The 16,815-nt window shown below is 49.5% G+C and carries 16 protein-coding genes and 1 pseudogene; 1 reads left to right on the top strand and 16 read right to left on the bottom strand.

Annotated elements, in window-relative coordinates; all coding sequences use genetic code 11:
- The 11 genes and pseudogenes from BM159_RS10255 to BM159_RS10210 all read right to left on the bottom strand — a co-directional run bounded on the left by BM159_RS10255 (nucleotide 1) and on the right by BM159_RS10210 (nucleotide 11,947).
- On the bottom strand, nucleotides 1-2,448 hold the full coding sequence (locus BM159_RS10255) for a protein kinase domain-containing protein (RefSeq protein ID WP_093914141.1): 2,448 nt from the start codon (nucleotides 2,446-2,448) through the stop codon (nucleotides 1-3).
- Complete coding sequence (locus BM159_RS10250; RefSeq protein WP_177206006.1) at nucleotides 2,438-3,181, bottom strand: Stp1/IreP family PP2C-type Ser/Thr phosphatase; 744 nt, start codon at nucleotides 3,179-3,181, stop codon at nucleotides 2,438-2,440. The genes BM159_RS10255 and BM159_RS10250 overlap by 11 nt, the downstream gene beginning before the upstream one ends.
- Before the next feature lie 34 nt (nucleotides 3,182-3,215).
- Nucleotides 3,216-4,280 (bottom strand): dual-specificity RNA methyltransferase RlmN, encoded by a 1,065-nt coding sequence (gene rlmN / locus BM159_RS10245; RefSeq protein WP_093914139.1) that lies wholly within the window; start codon nucleotides 4,278-4,280, stop codon nucleotides 3,216-3,218.
- 77 nt (nucleotides 4,281-4,357) lie between these two features.
- Nucleotides 4,358-5,722 carry a 16S rRNA (cytosine(967)-C(5))-methyltransferase RsmB gene (gene rsmB, locus BM159_RS10240; protein WP_245763705.1) on the bottom strand — a complete coding sequence of 455 codons (1,365 nt, stop codon included), beginning with the start codon at nucleotides 5,720-5,722 and terminating at the stop codon, nucleotides 4,358-4,360.
- Nucleotides 5,715-6,509, bottom strand: a complete 795-nt coding sequence (locus BM159_RS10235; protein ID WP_093914138.1) for a DUF116 domain-containing protein — start codon at nucleotides 6,507-6,509, stop codon at nucleotides 5,715-5,717. The genes rsmB and BM159_RS10235 overlap by 8 nt, the downstream gene beginning before the upstream one ends.
- Nucleotides 6,510-6,517: 8 nt before the next feature.
- Nucleotides 6,518-7,462 (bottom strand): methionyl-tRNA formyltransferase, encoded by a 945-nt coding sequence (gene fmt, locus BM159_RS10230; RefSeq protein ID WP_093914137.1) that lies wholly within the window; start codon nucleotides 7,460-7,462, stop codon nucleotides 6,518-6,520.
- Between the two features lie 3 nt (nucleotides 7,463-7,465).
- Complete coding sequence (gene def, locus BM159_RS10225) at nucleotides 7,466-7,939, bottom strand: peptide deformylase (RefSeq protein ID WP_093914136.1); 474 nt, start codon at nucleotides 7,937-7,939, stop codon at nucleotides 7,466-7,468.
- 71 nt (nucleotides 7,940-8,010) lie between these two features.
- On the bottom strand, nucleotides 8,011-9,807 hold the full coding sequence (gene priA / locus BM159_RS10220; protein WP_425443224.1) for a replication restart helicase PriA: 1,797 nt from the start codon (nucleotides 9,805-9,807) through the stop codon (nucleotides 8,011-8,013).
- A gap of 171 nt (nucleotides 9,808-9,978) precedes the next feature.
- Nucleotides 9,979-10,311, bottom strand: a pseudogene (locus tag BM159_RS12275) (primosomal protein N' family DNA-binding protein); the annotation flags it as partial.
- A 72-nt stretch (nucleotides 10,312-10,383) separates the two neighbouring features.
- Nucleotides 10,384-11,250 carry a DNA/RNA non-specific endonuclease gene (locus tag BM159_RS10215; protein WP_093914135.1) on the bottom strand — a complete coding sequence of 289 codons (867 nt, stop codon included), beginning with the start codon at nucleotides 11,248-11,250 and terminating at the stop codon, nucleotides 10,384-10,386.
- A gap of 112 nt (nucleotides 11,251-11,362) precedes the next feature.
- Entirely contained in the window at nucleotides 11,363-11,947 is a 585-nt protein-coding gene (locus tag BM159_RS10210; protein ID WP_093914134.1) for a DUF937 domain-containing protein, read from the bottom strand.
- 245 nt (nucleotides 11,948-12,192) lie between these two features.
- Here BM159_RS10210 and BM159_RS10205 point away from each other — a divergent pair, with 245 nt between their 5' ends.
- Nucleotides 12,193-12,960, top strand: a complete 768-nt coding sequence (locus tag BM159_RS10205) for a CpXC domain-containing protein (RefSeq protein WP_093914133.1) — start codon at nucleotides 12,193-12,195, stop codon at nucleotides 12,958-12,960.
- Here the strand turns inward: BM159_RS10205 and BM159_RS10200 are convergent.
- The 5 genes from BM159_RS10200 to BM159_RS10180 form a co-directional block, all read right to left on the bottom strand.
- Entirely contained in the window at nucleotides 12,937-13,923 is a 987-nt protein-coding gene (locus tag BM159_RS10200; RefSeq protein ID WP_093914132.1) for a type IV pilus twitching motility protein PilT, read from the bottom strand. The two genes, BM159_RS10205 and BM159_RS10200, sit on opposite strands and share 24 nt — an antisense overlap.
- A gap of 1 nt (nucleotide 13,924) precedes the next feature.
- On the bottom strand, nucleotides 13,925-14,548 hold the full coding sequence (locus BM159_RS10195) for a GspE/PulE family protein (RefSeq protein WP_342745760.1): 624 nt from the start codon (nucleotides 14,546-14,548) through the stop codon (nucleotides 13,925-13,927).
- A 163-nt stretch (nucleotides 14,549-14,711) separates the two neighbouring features.
- Nucleotides 14,712-15,680 carry a recombinase family protein gene (locus BM159_RS10190; protein ID WP_177206005.1) on the bottom strand — a complete coding sequence of 323 codons (969 nt, stop codon included), beginning with the start codon at nucleotides 15,678-15,680 and terminating at the stop codon, nucleotides 14,712-14,714.
- Nucleotides 15,681-15,823: 143 nt separating this feature from the next.
- On the bottom strand, nucleotides 15,824-16,060 hold the full coding sequence (locus BM159_RS10185) for a DUF2624 family protein (RefSeq protein WP_093914129.1): 237 nt from the start codon (nucleotides 16,058-16,060) through the stop codon (nucleotides 15,824-15,826).
- Between the two features lie 238 nt (nucleotides 16,061-16,298).
- Nucleotides 16,299-16,565, bottom strand: coding sequence for a Nif11-like leader peptide family RiPP precursor (locus BM159_RS10180; protein ID WP_093914128.1), 267 nt, complete (start codon nucleotides 16,563-16,565; stop codon nucleotides 16,299-16,301).
- Nucleotides 16,566-16,815: the final 250 nt, after the last annotated feature.

Raw genomic sequence — 16,815 nt, 5'->3', positions numbered from 1 at the left:
TTACCAACTCTTCTCCTCTACCAGCCTGTGGTCAACATAGAAGCCGACACGCTGTACATCACTGTCAACCTTTGTACGCAGCCGCACACCGCCGTTATAGGATCCGGACACTTCCACTTTTTGCGACCGGCCGTTGTTGGAAACAATCTGCACCGTATGGGTTCCGGTTCCGGGCACCACAAATTCGGCATACCGGGCCCCGGTGGTCCTGTTCACAGTCACGCTGCCATTGCTCTTGCCGCTGTTGCTGTTGATTTTGTCAGGCGTAGCCGGGAAACCGGCCTGCTTTTTCGCATTGGAAACCAGCAGAACTACCGTAGATCCTTCCGTAATGGTATCGTTCACTTCCGGCGACATCCCGATTACCGTGTCTTTATTCTTTTCGCTGTCTTCCTCTCTCACTTCTACTTTCAGCTTCAGATCTTCCAGTTTCTTTCTGGCTTCCGCCAGGGTCATCCCTTTCAGGTCAGGCACTGCAACATTCTTTTCTTCTTTTTTGTTGATAACAATGTTTACCGCGCCGTTTTCACCCAGCTGGCTTTTTTCTTCCGGCGACTGGCTTAAGATGATGCCTTCCGGCTTGTCCTGTTCCCACTTGTACTCAATCTTTTCAATACGCAGGTTCTTCTCCGACAGCAGTTTTTCCGCCTGATCCTGTTTCAGTCCCACGACTTTCGGAACCATCGTCGTCTTTTCTGTGCCGGAAACAACCAGGGTGATGGTCGCTCCCTCTTTCCGCCTGATACCGGCTACCGGATCCATGCGCAGGACCGTGCCCGGTTTGACGCTGGTATCCACTTTGTTCTCAACCTCGACTTTGAAGCCCTGGGCCTCTAATACTTGTTGTGCCTCCGCAACCGGTTTACCGTTAACGTCTGCTACAGCAATTTCAGGCTTGGAAGAACTAAAGAAATAGAAAAGCCCTCCCGCAAGCAACACAAACAACAAAATTATAGCTGCTAATAATTTCTTTAAAAAACCTGCCTTTTTCTTCGGCTTATCATTATTTCTTTCCAGTTCTGTGTTCAACGCACCCTGACTTTCCTTCTGAGCCGCCACAGCAACTGCAGGCGTGCCGGTGGCGGACAAACCGGAGCCGGCGGGTTTTCCCCCCTGGGAAGGCATTTCCGGTTTGGAAGCGCCGTTCATATCCCCAACCGGAATTACCACCGGTTTGCCATCCGTTTCTTCACCTCTGACAGCCGGTCTGTCTCCCGGTTCCGCCTTCTTTGTTACAGGAACTGTATCTGTGTCTTCTGCAAACAGGGATTGCTGCTCCGCTTCCGACGCGCCCATTGCCGCAACTACCTCCGCTGTCCCAAAAGCTGCAGCCTCAGATGTTTCCGCGCCGGCATCAGCCACATTTTGCTCTGCGTTTACCGCCACAACTTTTCTTGTGCTCTCCGGCTCTTCAAATTGTCCGTATTCACTGGTATCGTCATCAACTTCCCGGGTAAGAAAACTCGGCAAACTCATAATCAGGGTCTGATATTTTTCCTCTTCCGGATGCGACCGTGCCTTTGACGGTCCCGCTGCAGCCGCTGTTGCAGCCTTTACCGGGGAATTTGCCGCGATTGCCAGCAACGGTATGGTCTGATCCAGGAACGTTTCGTTGTTTTTACTGGGATAAATCAGGTTTTTAACACGCATCAGATCGTTCTTCATATCCTCGGCTGTCGCGTAACGGTCCTGAAGATTTTTAGCCAATGCTTTATCGATAATCTCCTGCAGCGCATCCGGCGCTTCCGGCCAATAAGCTTTTAAAGGCTGCGCCTGCTCCTCTACCTGTTTGCGGGCCACGGAGACAGCATTATTGCCGTCAAAAGGAACCTTCCCTGTCAGCATTTCATAGAACACAATACCCAGGGAATAGATGTCCGACTGCGCCGTTACCGCCAGCCCCTGCGCCTGTTCCGGTGAAAAATAATGGACGGAGCCCACTACAGAAGCAGTAAAGGCCATGGTCTCATTGGAAACGATCCGTGAAATACCAAAATCAACGATTTTCGGTACCATGGCTTCCGTCAGCACGATATTCTGCGGCTTGATGTCGCAGTGGATTATGTTATGCTTGTGGGCATGATCCAATGCTGAAGCCAGCTGCGCTGTCAGGGCTACGGCAAGACCCGGGTCCATACGTCCGTTCTGCTCCTCAAACGCCTTCAGGCTGACGCCTTCCACATATTCCATCAAAATATAGCTGATATCCCCTTCATCACAGACATCGTAGATGGTCACAATGGACGGATGAATCAGCCGGGCTGCGGAACGCGCTTCCCGCTTAAACTGCTCTAACTGGTTCTTGTTGTCCAAAAATTTTTTCCGCAGTACTTTTACTGCGATCTTCCTGTCCAGCAGAACATCTTTGGCCAGATACACTTCAGCCATGCCACCAAATCCGACGGATTTTAAGATCTCATAGCGTCCGTTTAAAATCTCACCGACCATCGTGTTCCACCTCCTTCCGATCTAATTTCAGTATAATGAACGAAATATTGTCTTTGCCTCCTTTTTCCAGCGAAGCGCTTAACAGCGCATCGGCGGAGGCCTCCGTATCTTCCATCTGCAGATATCCTGTAATCTCATTGTCGTGCAGCATATCCGTCAGTCCGTCGCTGCAAAGCAGGATGATATCGTCTGTATAAATGTCTATGACAAACACGTCGCCATTCACGTTTTTGTTGACGCCGATCCCCCTGGTCAGCATATTTTTTTGGGGATGGTTGAAGGCTTCTTCCTGCGTCAGTTCGCCATTCTCTACCATTTCTGCCACCAGGGAATGATCTCTGGTAATCTGTTTCAGATGGTTCTGCCGTAACAGGTAGACCCTGCTGTCCCCCACGTTGAAAACATATCCTTTTCCCTCACCGTTAAAATAGATACCGGAAAGAGTCGTCCCCATCCCTTCCAATGCAGAGTCGGACCGGGCTTTATCGTAAACTTCCCCGTTAATATCGCGCATGATCTGATACAGTTTGGAAACCAGGGAAAAACCGGTTTTTCCGTACAGATCCTCTTTTTCCGCTTTTAGTTTCTCCAAAGCCAGCTTGCTGGCGACCTCTCCGGCGTTATAGCCGCCCATACCGTCTGCTATGGCAAATAAATACGGCCGTTCCAGCAACAGGCTGTCTTCATTATTCTTCCTGACTCTTCCTTTATGAGTCCGGGTCGCTACTGACACAACAATCCCTCCAGTCAGCGTGCATGCGAATCAATCATTGTTTCTTTGATTCATTATCTTTGGCAAACGCCGCCCGCAGCTGTCCGCAGGCCGCATTGATATCTTTTCCCATTTCCCTGCGCACCGTGGCATGCAGGCGGTGCCGTTGTAATATAGATAAAAATCTTTCAATACGTTTCTCTGCCGGCCGGAAAAAACCTTTCTCCGGGACCGGATTCACCGGGATCAGATTTACACCGGCCTGTTTATAGCGCAGATACTCCGCCAGCAATTCCGCATCCCTGTCACTGTCATTCTTATCTGCCAGCAAAATATATTCATAGGTGACCTGTCTGCCGCTGCTGGCCGCATACTCTTCCGCAGCCGCAATCACATCCGGGAAAGGATAACCCTTATTGACCGGCATCAGTTCCGAACGCAGTTCATTTCTGACGGCATGGAGAGAGATCGCCAGATTAACCGGCAGGCCCAACCCCTGCATCTTTTTGATTCCCGGAATGATACCGCAGGTTGAGACTGTCATATTGCGGTAGCCGATATTGCCGACATCCGGCTGATGCAAAAACTGCAGGGCTCCGAAAACCGCATCAAAATTCAGCATAGGCTCTCCGCTGCCCATGACCACCACGCGGCTGACTCTTTCATTTTGCAGGTGCAGTTGCGCCTGGAACACATACAGCTGTGCCAGAATTTCCGCAACCGTCAGATTCCGGACCGCTCCGTTCAATCCGCTGGCGCAAAACGCACAGTGCATATCGCAGCCAACCTGACTGGAAACGCAGACGCTGTATCCGTAATCATGATGCATCAGTACGGTTTCGATGGCATTCCCGTCAGGCAGTTCCAATAAAGCCTTCCGGGTCAGTCCGTCGGAGGAGTCCATCTTGCGGACGATTTGTATTTCTGCCGGCAGCACCGAAAAACAGTCCTGCAGCAACTGGCGCTCCGCTTTGCCAAGATTACTCATCTGCGCAAAGTCAAACACGCATTTCTGGTACAACCAGTCAAATATCTGTTTTGCACGGAATTTCTTCAATCCCAACTCTGCCAGTGCCGTTTGTAACCGATGCAAAGGCATGCCGAATATTTCAGTCTTCATATAACGTTTATCAAAACACTGTCTGTTATTATCTGTCGTTTAACAAATAAAATATCGCAAACATTTCCGGAAACTTATTATTCTTTTTGCAACAGCGTAAGGTAAAACCCGTCCACGCCATCCCGTTGGGGATACAGTTGCAACTCTTTCACCACTTCTTTGGACCGGGGATGGATAAAACCGGACTGTTTCCATTCTCTGTGATTCTGCAAAAACAATTCTATTTGTTTCCCGTTTTCTCTATCTTCCAGAGTACAGGTGCTGTACACCAGGACACCGCCATACTTGACATACCGGCTGGCGTTTTCCAGGATACGCTGCTGCAACGCCGGAAAATCCCGTAAATCTTTTTCTTTTTTTGTCCAGCGCGCTTCCGCCCGGCGCCGCAACACGCCCAGGCCGGAACAGGGAGCATCTACCAGAACCCTGTCAAACTTTTCAATCCACTCTTCCCGCAAAACCGTTCCGTCCTGCAGTTCTGTTTTAATATTGTCCAACTTCAGGCGTTTCGCGTTTTCTTCGATCAGCTTCAGTTTATGAGGATATATGTCACAGGCCGTCACTCTGCCTCTGTTTTCCATCAACGCGGCAATATGGGTGGTCTTGCCTCCCGGCGCGGCGCACATGTCCAATATCTGCTCGCCAGCTTTCGGCTGCAACAGTTGGGCCGGCAGCATGGAGCTTTCATCCTGCACATAAAAACTGTGGGGAAAGGTTTGCAACAGGGCCGGAAGACCCGGCGATCTTGTCATCACGATACCATCGGGGCACCAGAGGGATACCTCCGCTTCGCAGCCCATTTCCCGTAAATCCTGCAAAAAAACATCCCGCGCTGTCATCAGGGTGTTGACCCTCAAGCACAGACTGGCCGGTTCGTTATCCCAGCAGCACAGGGCTTCGGTTTCATCTTCACCGAACTGTTTCCGCCAGCGCTGTACCAGCCATCGGGGATGACTGAGCCGCAGTGAAACATCCTCAAGGGTTTTCTCCCACAGGGCCATTTTCTGCCGGACACTGCTCCGCAATACTCCGTTCACAAATTTATCCGTACCCTTATGGCTGAACTTTTTTGCCAGGTTCACGCTCTCATTACAGGCAGCGGAATCCGGGATACGGTCCAGATAAAAAATCTGGTACAAGCCCAGATGGAGAATATAGCGAACTACAGGCTCCAGTTTCTGAAGCGGACGATTCACCATCTGGCCAAGGATAAAATCCAGAGTACCCCTGGCTTTTACAGAACCGTTGACCAGTTCCGTGGCAAAACGCCGGTCCTGTTCTTCCAGCTTTGTCTGCCGCAGCACACGGTTCAGAGCGATGGCCGTATAGGCCCTTTCTTCCCAGATTTGCAGCAATATCAGCAGGGCAGCTTCCCTTCCGTTCACCGGAACAATTTTTCTGGCAGTTCCTTCCGCCGATTCTGAAAACCTTTCTTTACGCACTGGCTTCCTCCGGCAGGTCTTCACTTAACAATCTGATTGCCTCTTCTACTTTATCTAAATTGACCCGTGTATTAAAACAGGGACCAAAGGGCCGTTCGTTAAAAATAGCTATGACAGGTATCGGAAAGACATCCTGTATCCCGCTGGTCAGATCCCGCTCACAGGCCACGGCAATGATAGCCTTGGGCCTTGCCTTGGCCACCATCTGCCGGGCCAGCGTCCCGCCGGTAGCCACCACAAAATGCATATGATATTTGTGACAAAGCCCCAGCAGACCGCCCACGCAGCAACCGCCGCACTGCCGGCAGTTTTCAATATTACGGGTAATCTTCCGGGGACAGGTATCCAGCTGCAGGCAATGAGGTGTCAGGATCAGCAGCCGGTCAGAAGGTACCTTCACATGGTGCTGCTTTACCAGGGCATTATTCACCGCCACAAAACTCTGTTCCACTTTCTCCCGCGGAATGTTGAGGATACGTCCCAACCCTACGGCAAACGGGAACAAAAAGTTGATAGCTTTCCATGACCAAAAGTATAAAATTTTCGGCAGGGGCATACCCATGATTGCCAGCACGATAGCTAATTCTCCCGCAAACAGGAAGAATATGGCGCCAAATACCAGAAGCCCGAATGCCGTGGGCAAAAACTGGCTGATGGCTTCAAAACCCAGATATGTCACTTTCCAGACAAAAAACAAGAGGATGGCTGTCACAATGGCGCTGAATAACACCAACGCCAGAAAAACCCGTTTCTTGGGATTCACTGCCATTTCCACCGCTGAAACCATAAAACTTCTTACTCCTTGCTTCCCAAAACATCTCCCGCTTTAACACCGTGGCCGTTTAAAAATACGGCAGCCGGCATACGCTTCTTCGATTCGGGCTGTACTGCCAGAACACGAAGCACCCCTTCACCGCAGGCTACGGAAAACTCTTTTTTACTGACAGAAACTACTGTCCCGACCGGTGCCCCTGTGCTGTTTCCGGCAACCCGGGTCTCCCAGACCTTCAATAATTTACCATCAGGCAAATACGTAAAAGCACCCGGCGCGGGATCGAAGCCCCGCACTCTGTCATGCACTTCCCGGGCAGGGCGGGTCCAGTCTATCTTTGCCATCTCTTTGGTGATGAGTGTGGCATATGTGGCTTCCCTGTCGTCCTGCTTCTCCGGTTGCAGACCGCCTGCTATCTCAGGCAGTGTATCCGTCAGAAGCTTCGCGCCTTTTTCCTTCAGTTCGTCATGCAGGCGGGCAAAATTCATTTCCTCACCGATGGGCACTGTCACTTTGCTGTACATTGCCCCGGTGTCCATGCCCTTTTCCATCCGCATAATGGTTACGCCGGTCTCTTTTTCGCCGTTCATGATGGCATATTGGATCGGTGCGGCGCCCCGGTATTTGGGCAACAGGGACCCATGCACATTGATACAGCCATACATTGGAATATTCAGAATTTCCTGCGTCAGGAACTGTCCAAAAGCTGCCACCACGATAAAATCAGGCTTCCATTCTTTCAGTTTCTGTACAAACTCCGGCTCTTTCACCTTGAGAGGCTGGAACACCGGCAGGCCATGCTGCAGGGCAAAGGTCTTCACCGGAGTTTCCACAACCTTCTGCCCCCTGCCTTTGGGGCGGTCCGGCTGGGTCACCACTGCCTGGATATGATACTGCCCTGCTTCCAGCAGGGCCTGCAGGGATCCCACCGCAAAATCCGGCGTACCCATAAATATCACGTTCCACATGGTTCATTCCTCCGGAGTCTTCAGAGTGATGGTTATGGCCTTATCCGTAAACAGGATGCCATCGAGATGGTCGGTCTCATGCTGAAGACAAATGGCCAGCAGTCCGTCGGCGGCAATAAACTGTTTTTTGCCACGGGGATCTGTGAACTCACACTCCACATATTCCGCCCGTTCCACTTCCCCTTCAAAATTGGGCACGGAGAGGCAGCCTTCCCCCACAATCCTGGAACCTTCCTTTTTAGTTATGACAGGATTAATCAGTTCCAGCAAACCGTTTCCGTCCTGCAGGTCAATGACCACAATGCGCTGAAGGATGCCTACCTGAGGCGCAGCCAGACCGATACCGTTGCCGGATTTATACAGTGTGTCTGCCATATCCTTCAAAATCCGTTTAACTTTTTTATCTATACGCTTCACCGGTTCGCAAACTTTTTTAAGAACCGGATCGCCGGCGCGTTTAATCTCCAGAACTGCCATGTTTCCTCCAAAAAATGATCGAATTCAATAAAATACATTATATTATATCACATTTTATATGATTTTAAAAATTATATTGCAGTTATGGGGTCCACATCAAAATAAATATTCTTTACTGTCCTGAACCTGCTGCCTGACAGACAGTTTTTCACCTTCTCCATGTCCATGGATTTCACTACGATATTAATGCGGTACAGATCCCTTACCTTAGCTACACCGGATGGAAATGGCCCCATTATTTCTGTACGTCCCCATTTTTCCATTTCGCACCGGTTCCGTAAAAACAGGGCAACCTCATCGCCCAGTTCCCATGCCTTCTTTTCGTTTTTATCAATTACTGTCAGTTTGATTATTTGACCGTAAGGAGGATAGAGCAACACTTTACGCTGGGCCAGTTCCCGCTTTGCAAAAGTCTCGTAATCCTGTTTTTTCGCAAAGTTGATAACTTCATTTTCCGGATCATAGGTCTGTAGCACCACCCGTCCCGGCTTGTCACCCCGTCCGGCCCGGCCTGCTGCCTGGATCAGCAGGGAGAAACCCCGCTCGGAAGCACGGAAGTCCGGAAGGTTCAGCGCGCTGTCAGCCGCTAATATACCTACCAGGGTAACGTCAGGTATATCGTGACCCTTGGCGACCATCTGGGTCCCCAATAGTACGTTAGCTTCCTTTTTTACAAAACGACCGATAATTTCCTCATGCGCCAGCTTCGTGGCCGTGCTGTCCTGATCCATGCGCAATACCCGCACGCCGGGCATCTGGCTGATTTCCTGTTCCGCTTTCTGGGTACCGCTGCCGAAAAATTTAATGCGCCGGCTGCCGCAGTCAGGACATGTCCGGGGAATCGGATACGTGTTACCGCAATAATGACAGCGCATCACCTGTTCGTCCGCATGATACACCAGGCTTACGGCGCAATGGGGGCAGGTCAGGGTTTCCCCGCAGTCCCTGCACATGACAAAAGTTGAATAACCCCGGCGGTTCAGCAACACTACTGCCTGCTGTCCTGCATGAACTGCCGCGACGATTTCCCGACGCAGCTTCCGGGAAATGACAGAAAAGTTCTTCTGTGCCAGTTCCTCCCTCATATCCACTACATCCACTGCCGGCAAAACGGAGTTGCCCGGCCGGAACGTAAGCTGCAGATGTCCAATGCTTCCGGAAACTGCCCGGTAATACGTCTCCAGAGAAGGCGTAGCACTTCCCAGCAGCAGTACTGCGCTGTTATTATTACAACGGCAGCGGGCAACTTCCCTGGCATGATACGCGGGCCGTTCTTCCTGTTTGTAACTATTCTCCTGTTCCTCGTCAATGATTACCAGGCCCAGGTTTTTAAAAGGTGCAAAGACAGCGCTGCGCACACCAATCAAAACGTTGGCCTCACCGGTCCGCATCTTATACCACACGTCGCCCCGTTCATTCTGTGACAGCTTGCTGTGGACCACCGCCACTTCATTATGGAACCAGGCCTGAAAGCGCTGCACGATCTGTGTCGTAAGGGCGATTTCCGGCACCAGTACCAAAACCTGTCTTCCCTGCCGCAACGCATAATCAGCGGCTCGAAGGTAGACTTCCGTCTTTCCGCTGCCGGTAATACCCTGTAGCAGGAATTCCTGAGGGCATGAAGAGGCAAAATGATCCAGCGAAGCCCTGATTTTCAGTACAGCCTGTTCCTGTTCAGAAGTAAGCTGCAGGGTCTCTTTCCATTCAGCCTGCCGGTCATAACTGTTGCGCAGCAGACGCTTTTCTGTACGGAGCGCCCAACCTTTTTCCGCCAGTGCCCGCAGCACAGCAGCGCTGATATGCTGTGCCTCCGCCTCTTTCCCATCCACTGGTTCTGCAGCCTGCTGCAATAGTTCCAGGGCCCTCATCTGCACTTTGGCTCTCGGGTTCCCTGCCTGCAAGGCAGCCCTGCCTGCCTCCGTAATGTTGTAAGCCAGGACCGTCCTTGCTTTCAGGCGTTCTTCAACATCATAGGCTATAAGTTTTCCGCCCTGATACACCGGTTTACGCCTGATACTGGTCTTGCCGGGAATAAACAGACGCATGGCTTCCGCCAGAGAACACAGGTAATACTTTGCCAGCCATTTCGCCGTCTGCAGCATCTCGTCATTAAACCAGGGACGGGTCCCCAGAGCTGCCGACACTTCTTTCACACCGGCAAAGGAGAAATCCGGATTATCCTTTTGTAACACTTCGGCAGCTTCCTCACGGGAAAAGGCCTGCACCACAAAGCCCTCCACCTTTTGCGATCCGAAAGGCACTATAACGCGCCAACCCTCTCCCACCTGCAACAGGTTCTCCGGAAGCCGGTATATAAACTGTCTGAACAGATTTTTTACAGGCAAATTGATTGCTACGAGTACATATTTCATATAATTAAATTCCATTCCGCCGTCTTTATCCGGGAGTATAAACGGTCGTGAAAGCATACGCTTTCAAAAAAATCATTCCCGATGATTCGAACCGTCAGCGTAATTGATCCTTATCCCCGGCTGCATATTGTACACGAAAACATGGAACCGGACCGCTCTGCCTCCGTCATCCGCAGAAAGCGCTTCCATCGCCACGCCCCGGGCCACAAGTTCGCGGCCCTTAAAGACAGGGGTCACCCTGTAATACACATGCTTACGGGTACGGCGTATATAATCCGCCACCCGGTTTTCAAAGGGAAGCATCCCCGTCACGTTAAAATGTCTGGTGCCCGTGATAAGATTCCGCTTATTGGCATTTTCCCCTGTAAGCTGGAACGCCAGCAGATGGCACCGGTTGTACAGGTATTTCTTATCTATCTCCTCATACTTGCTGTAACGCCATCCGGTAGGCTTGACCATACCGAGAGGCCCCCTGGGCCGGGTGGGCAGGAATTCCGGTCCCAGCTTGCCGTAAGCGGAGCCGCAGCGCCCCAGTTCGTCCAAAGGCGAAAAAGAATAGTATGGATTATTCTTTGCCTTGAATTCCGCGGAAAACTGCGGTTCGTTTCCGTACAGTACAATAAAGGTCCGTCCTTCGCTTTCCGGCAAATTATCCAGTGTCACAAACGGCGCGCTTTGGGCTAAGGCACTGAGATCTGCAGGAGCCCCGGGGAACAACGGGACATCATGCCTTCTCATCCCGTTTTTCAGAACATCAACCGCTTCCGATAAACTGTCCGACTGAACGATACGGCGGCCCCAGTCAAAAAACTGACTGGCCCCGTATCGCGGATAGCCTGCGTACTCCAGCCCAAAAAGCGCCAAAAACAGCAACAGTACCACGCGCAGCAGTACCCATCTTAACTTTTCTGCCGGACGGGTGCCTTTACGCGCCGTCATCTGTCTTGCCTCCCGTCAAAAAAGAGGCGGCTACAGTATACAATTATGCTGTAGCCACCGAACACCTTTTGATTCCCAACGTATTGGAACTGCTGATTAATCATCGGTTCCTTTATTTTAACATGGAGAGAAGTCCCAGCAAATCGCTCCCGTCAAAAGAAGCCTGGTTCTGGGGACGCCTCTGAGGAGCGCCTCCCTGAGCCTGGGACATCATCTGCATAAATCCCATGATGTCCGATGCATCAATCCCATCACTAAGATCGATGGGCGGTTTCTGAGGCTGGGCCGGCGCCCGGTTGGACGCAGCGGACAGACTGTTAAGCAATACCGGAGCCAGCGCTCCCAAAGCAGACCCCACCTGGTCGTTGCTCAGACCGCTCTGACGGGACAGACCGTTCATAACGGAAGAAGAATTACTGCCCAGGATGTGCTGCAGAATCCTCGCGCCGTCATCAATATCCGCTGTTTCAAACTGTTCCGCTACGGAACCGGTCTCCGTATGCTCGGTCAGGGCCTGCTGAAGGGACTCAGCGCCGGACTTGGTAGAAGCATTAGCCGTCAGAGCCCGCAGCAGAATCGGCAGCGCAGCAGTGATCAGCGCAGCCATCTGGTCGTTATTTCCGCCGGTCCTTCTGGACATTGTATCCAGAGAAGAAGAAGAGGTCATCGATTTTAACAACGTTTCCAGTAAACTCATGATAGCATCTCCTTTTCATTGAAAAATAATAATTAGCACAATACTGTTGGTATTATTATACCTTGAACAGTGGCTGTGACGCAAATATAATTTGCGTCAAAAATGTGATTTAAATTCCTTCACAATACATGATATAATAAAATATACTTGGTCGCACTACTGCTCAGGATCTGCTAAACAGTAATGAAAGCATTCCCCCGTTACTGCCCTGTGCCGCCGCCTGATTACAGCAAGGAGTAATAAGCATGTCTGACGTTGCAAAACAAATGATTCTCTGTCCACATTGTCATCGCACTGCCTACTTTAATATCTGGAACAGCATTAACACCAAAACCCATCCCGAAACATACGGGCAGGTTCGCAACCTTTCATTATTCAGGTTCTGCTGCCCTTACTGCGGGCAGACCTCAACAATCAATTATTCTTTTTTATATCATCAGATGGAAAACGGACTGATGATTTATTACATCCCGGAAGATGAAGAAGTGAATAATACACGGAAACTGTTGGAAAACGTATCCGCCGGAACATCTCAGGATGACAAATCAGATTCCGGCTCAGACACGGAAGCCGATGACAGATTGCTGGAAAATGCTCTGGCACGTTACAGATACCGCATCGTACGTACCCACGAAGAATTTTTGGAAAAGCTGGCCATTTTCGATTCCGGCCTGGACGACAGGATAGTAGAACTTGCCAAAGTCATAGTAGGTTCCGAGGCTGAACGCCAGTTATCCGAATCTGGCTTTCGTATTAAAAATGCTTTTTTTATAGTTAATAAAGAGACAAGGGAAAGAAAACTTGTCTTCCAGGACAAGAACAGCGGACAGACTGCCAGTGTCTCTTTTGATCAGTATGTTGCAAATGTTTATAATCAGATAATCGACCGGTACAGCGATGTATTGGAAGGTCCCCGTAAAAAGGATTCAATCATTGACCGGAACTGGGCAATAGACATTTTGAAAAGCGAAAAAACCACGCAAGGTCCGTTAAACCCGTCCTCTTCGCTTTAATTCCTCAAGGGCAGCCTCCATTGTCTGCATGCCATACTGACCGCCGGTTTGAAGATAAGAGCCCATCTGCTGTGTCTTCCCTTCGCGGATCAGATTGCGCAAAGCGGGTGTAACTATCATAATTTCAAAAGCCGCCGTCCTGCCGCCCCGCTTATCCGGCAGAAGCTGTTGTGAAACCACGGCCTGCAGGCAGCCGGCCAGTTGGACACGGATCTGCCGTTGCTGCTGTTCAGGGAACACGTCAATAATACGATCAACGGTCTCTACCGCGCTGCGGGTATGGAGCGTAGACAAAACCAGATGGCCGGTTTCCGCTGCTGTGACAACAATAGAAATCGTCTCCAGATCACGCAGTTCCCCGACAACGATCACATCCGGATCTTCCCGCAGCGCCGCCCTGAGCCCGGATGCAAAATCCACTGTATCGCTGCCAATCTCCCGCTGATGGATCAGGCTTCTGTCTGAAGCGAATCTGTATTCTACAGGATCTTCCAGCGTCAAAATGTGTACAGCCCTGTGCCTGTTAATTTCATTAACGATCGCGGCCAGTGTCGTGCTTTTACCGGAACCCGTAACACCGGTAAGCAACACGAGGCCGCTTTTTAATTCTGAAAGTTTCCGCAGTGCTTCCGGCAATCCCAATCCACTGCATGTAGGAATGCTGTTGGGAATAATCCGGACGGCAGCATCCAGCCCTTCCATGCTGCGGTATAAGTTGATACGAAAACGTTGCCCGGATGGAAGCGCATAAGCAAAATCGCACTCACCGTACTGCTTCAGTGCAACACGCTGTTTACCCGGCAGAACCGGTTCAAACAGGGAAAAAACGTCAGACAGTACGCTGCCCGGTTTTGTCAGCGTCCCGGCAATACGGACAATAACGGATCCCCCTTCACTGATATGCAGATCGGATGCGTTCATTTCCGCTGCCTTCAGCAGAATCTCATCTATCCTGCAGTTCATCTCACACCGTCCCCAGCACCCGCAGTAATTCCTGTACCGACGTAATGCCCTGTTTTACCTTTTGCATGCCGTCCTCTTCCAGGGAAGAAATGTCAGGAAATACTGTTTTTGCCGCGTTCCACAGTTCCTGTTCCGAAGCGCCGCGGCTAATTTTATCTTTTAAAACCGCATTGACCGGCAGCACTTCATGAACAGCCATACGTCCCCGGTATCCGGACCGTCGGCATGCGTCACAACCGGATTGCCGGTATAAGATCAAACCATCAGGCGGTTTCAATGCATCCCCCATATTTTCGTCACAGACAGGATTTCGAAAGCGCTTCCATCCCCACATGCCTTTATCCGCCATATATTTTTCTTTGCAGGCAGGACAAAGTTTTCGTACCAGGCGCTGAGCCACAACCCCCCGCAGGGCTGATGCTGCCAGATAAGGTTCGATGCCCATGTCCAGCAGCCGTGTAACGGCGCCGGCCGCTGTATTGGTATGCAGGGTGCTGAACACCAAATGCCCGGTCAGCGCTGCCTGAATGGCTATCTCCGCCGTTTCCCGGTCACGTATCTCCCCTATCATGATAATATCGGGGTCCGTTCGTAGTACGATTCGTATACGAACGGTCTTTTTTATTTTAATTTTTCTTAATTGTTATGTCAGTCTATGCCACTCAACCCCGCATATAATGCGGATTCTTTTATGTTCGTAAGTTTTCAGAATATTAATATCTTCAATATTTTTTTAATCTAATTTTTTCGATTTTAGCTACTTATCTATTTATTTTCGGCTTTTTTGACTACTCGAATTGTCGCTTTTTGGAACTGTAATGTGTATTTTTCCTCCTCATTTTTCCATCAGGGCCCAGTTCCATATTGCTCCGTTTAACAAATATTTTTTGTACCTCATCAAACAGTTCCTGACTGATTATCCCTTCGTGGTGATGTAAGGCTTTAAAATATCTTTCCTCACCCGTCTGTGGATTCTTAATGACTGACTTGACAATCACATTTCCCGTATATTTCTCGTTTTTCAAAATATTTTCTATGGTTTTAGTTCTCCATACTTTCTTCCCGGACGGAGATGGAATCCCCCTCTCCTCCAGCTTCCTTGCTATCCCGTATAGGCTGCATCCATATTTGTAATAATTAAATATGTCTTTCACATATTCCGACTCTAACACCTTCGGAATCATCTTCCCATCATAACTCCAATACCCGTAGCAACACCTGTTGTATAAACGTGAATTCGGGTTCTTTAGGCTCTCCCGAATCCCGAACTTGATGCTCTTGGATTTGAAGTAACTCTCCTCCTGGGACGTGCCCCCAATGATGGTGATAATGTTATCGTTAGCGGCCGTCTTCGTATCCAGGTTCTCCACCTCAAAGTAGACATAACCACCGGCATGGCGGATGTCATTTATGGCGCTCATTACGGTCACAGTGTTCCTGCCGAAACGCTGGATGCTTTTCACCACCACGATCTTTATCCTCCCCGCTTTCACGTCGTCCAGCATCCGGTTGAATTCCGGGCGCTTGTTCTCCGATGTGCCGGTGTAAATATCGACATACACGTCTTTCAGATACGGCAGACAGTCCCATCCCTGCACAGTCTTGATTAGGCTTGTTATCTGGTTGGAAAGGCTGCGCAGCTGCCGCTGTTCCGACGTGCTTACCCTGCAGTATATCCCGATACCCGCTTTCTGGAGTTTCAGCTCTTTCAACCATTCCGGAATCTTAGCAATCCTTTTTACCTTCGGCGAGTCCATCTTATCACCCTCTCGTTTTTGACTACACTTCATTATATCACGGCCTGTCAAAAACGAGACAAAAATAACGTTCTGACAAAGCTGATTGCCAGAACGCGTTTTATGGGTTTCGAGAATTCATTTACTATACTAAATTGCGACTTCTATAATTTTGACGTACAACGGCCATTGCAATGTGAGTAGTCCTGACCGCCCGCCACGTTTTTGAGCATACCTTCATCCAATTCTAAATCTTCCAGTTCAGCCAAATATGCTTCCGCCTCTTCTTTGGTCAGCTCAACACCTTCAGCCTTCGCTAATGTCATCAGTTCTTCCGCAGTTTTGCACTGCATAGCTTTTTCAATCATTTCTTTTGTAAGTTCGTTTTTGTTAATCGGCATAATAACTTCCTCCTTAAATTTGCTTTGCTTAAATGCCTCTTACTAATATATACAAGACAGGCTTCCTAAAATTGACGCTGATAGGATTTTTTTTAATTATATCATATTATCTTTACTGATAAAAACTGCAATTTGTCATACTAAAACAAAACAGCGCGGATGTTGAAGTTCCACGGCTGTTGAATCATTTACTGTGCAAAATCAGGATTTTTTAACTAATTTTTCTGATTAGTATCCTTCAACCCTGATTATTATTACTATAAATACAATCTATGCCACATTCATGTGGATTTTGAACATTATCCCAGCAAATGCCACCAGCGACCTTTTTCAGGGTTTCCTCGTTCAGTTCGACATCAGCCATCTCCGACATGTAAGCCTCCGCTTCGTCTTTGGTAATAGCAAAGCCTTCCGCCTTTGCCAGCGCGATCAGTTCATCGGCATCCTTGCACTCCATAGCTTTTTCAATCATGTCTTTTGTGAGTTCGTCTTTGTTAACCGGCATGATAAAACCCTCCCCGTCTCAAACAAAACTCCCGCCTGAAAACAGGAAGGACGGGAGTTCGAGATCATAAAAAAACCTTAATAGTTATACAATACTCCGTTTTCGCCGTACCGTATAATATCCGTTAATTAAGAACGCCGCATTTTATTTCCGTTACTTTGCCATATTTAATTTCAATCTTTAACCCGATGCCCTGCATCCCTTCGGCATAATAAATAAAATCTTCTTCGTGGATGAAATCCGGTTCGCC

The sequence above is a fragment of the Succiniclasticum ruminis DSM 9236 genome (assembly GCF_900112895.1).
GTDB lineage: Bacteria > Bacillota > Negativicutes > Acidaminococcales > Acidaminococcaceae > Succiniclasticum > Succiniclasticum ruminis.
Note: the sequence above shows the minus strand (reverse complement) of the source record. Positions and strands in the feature narration are given on the sequence as shown.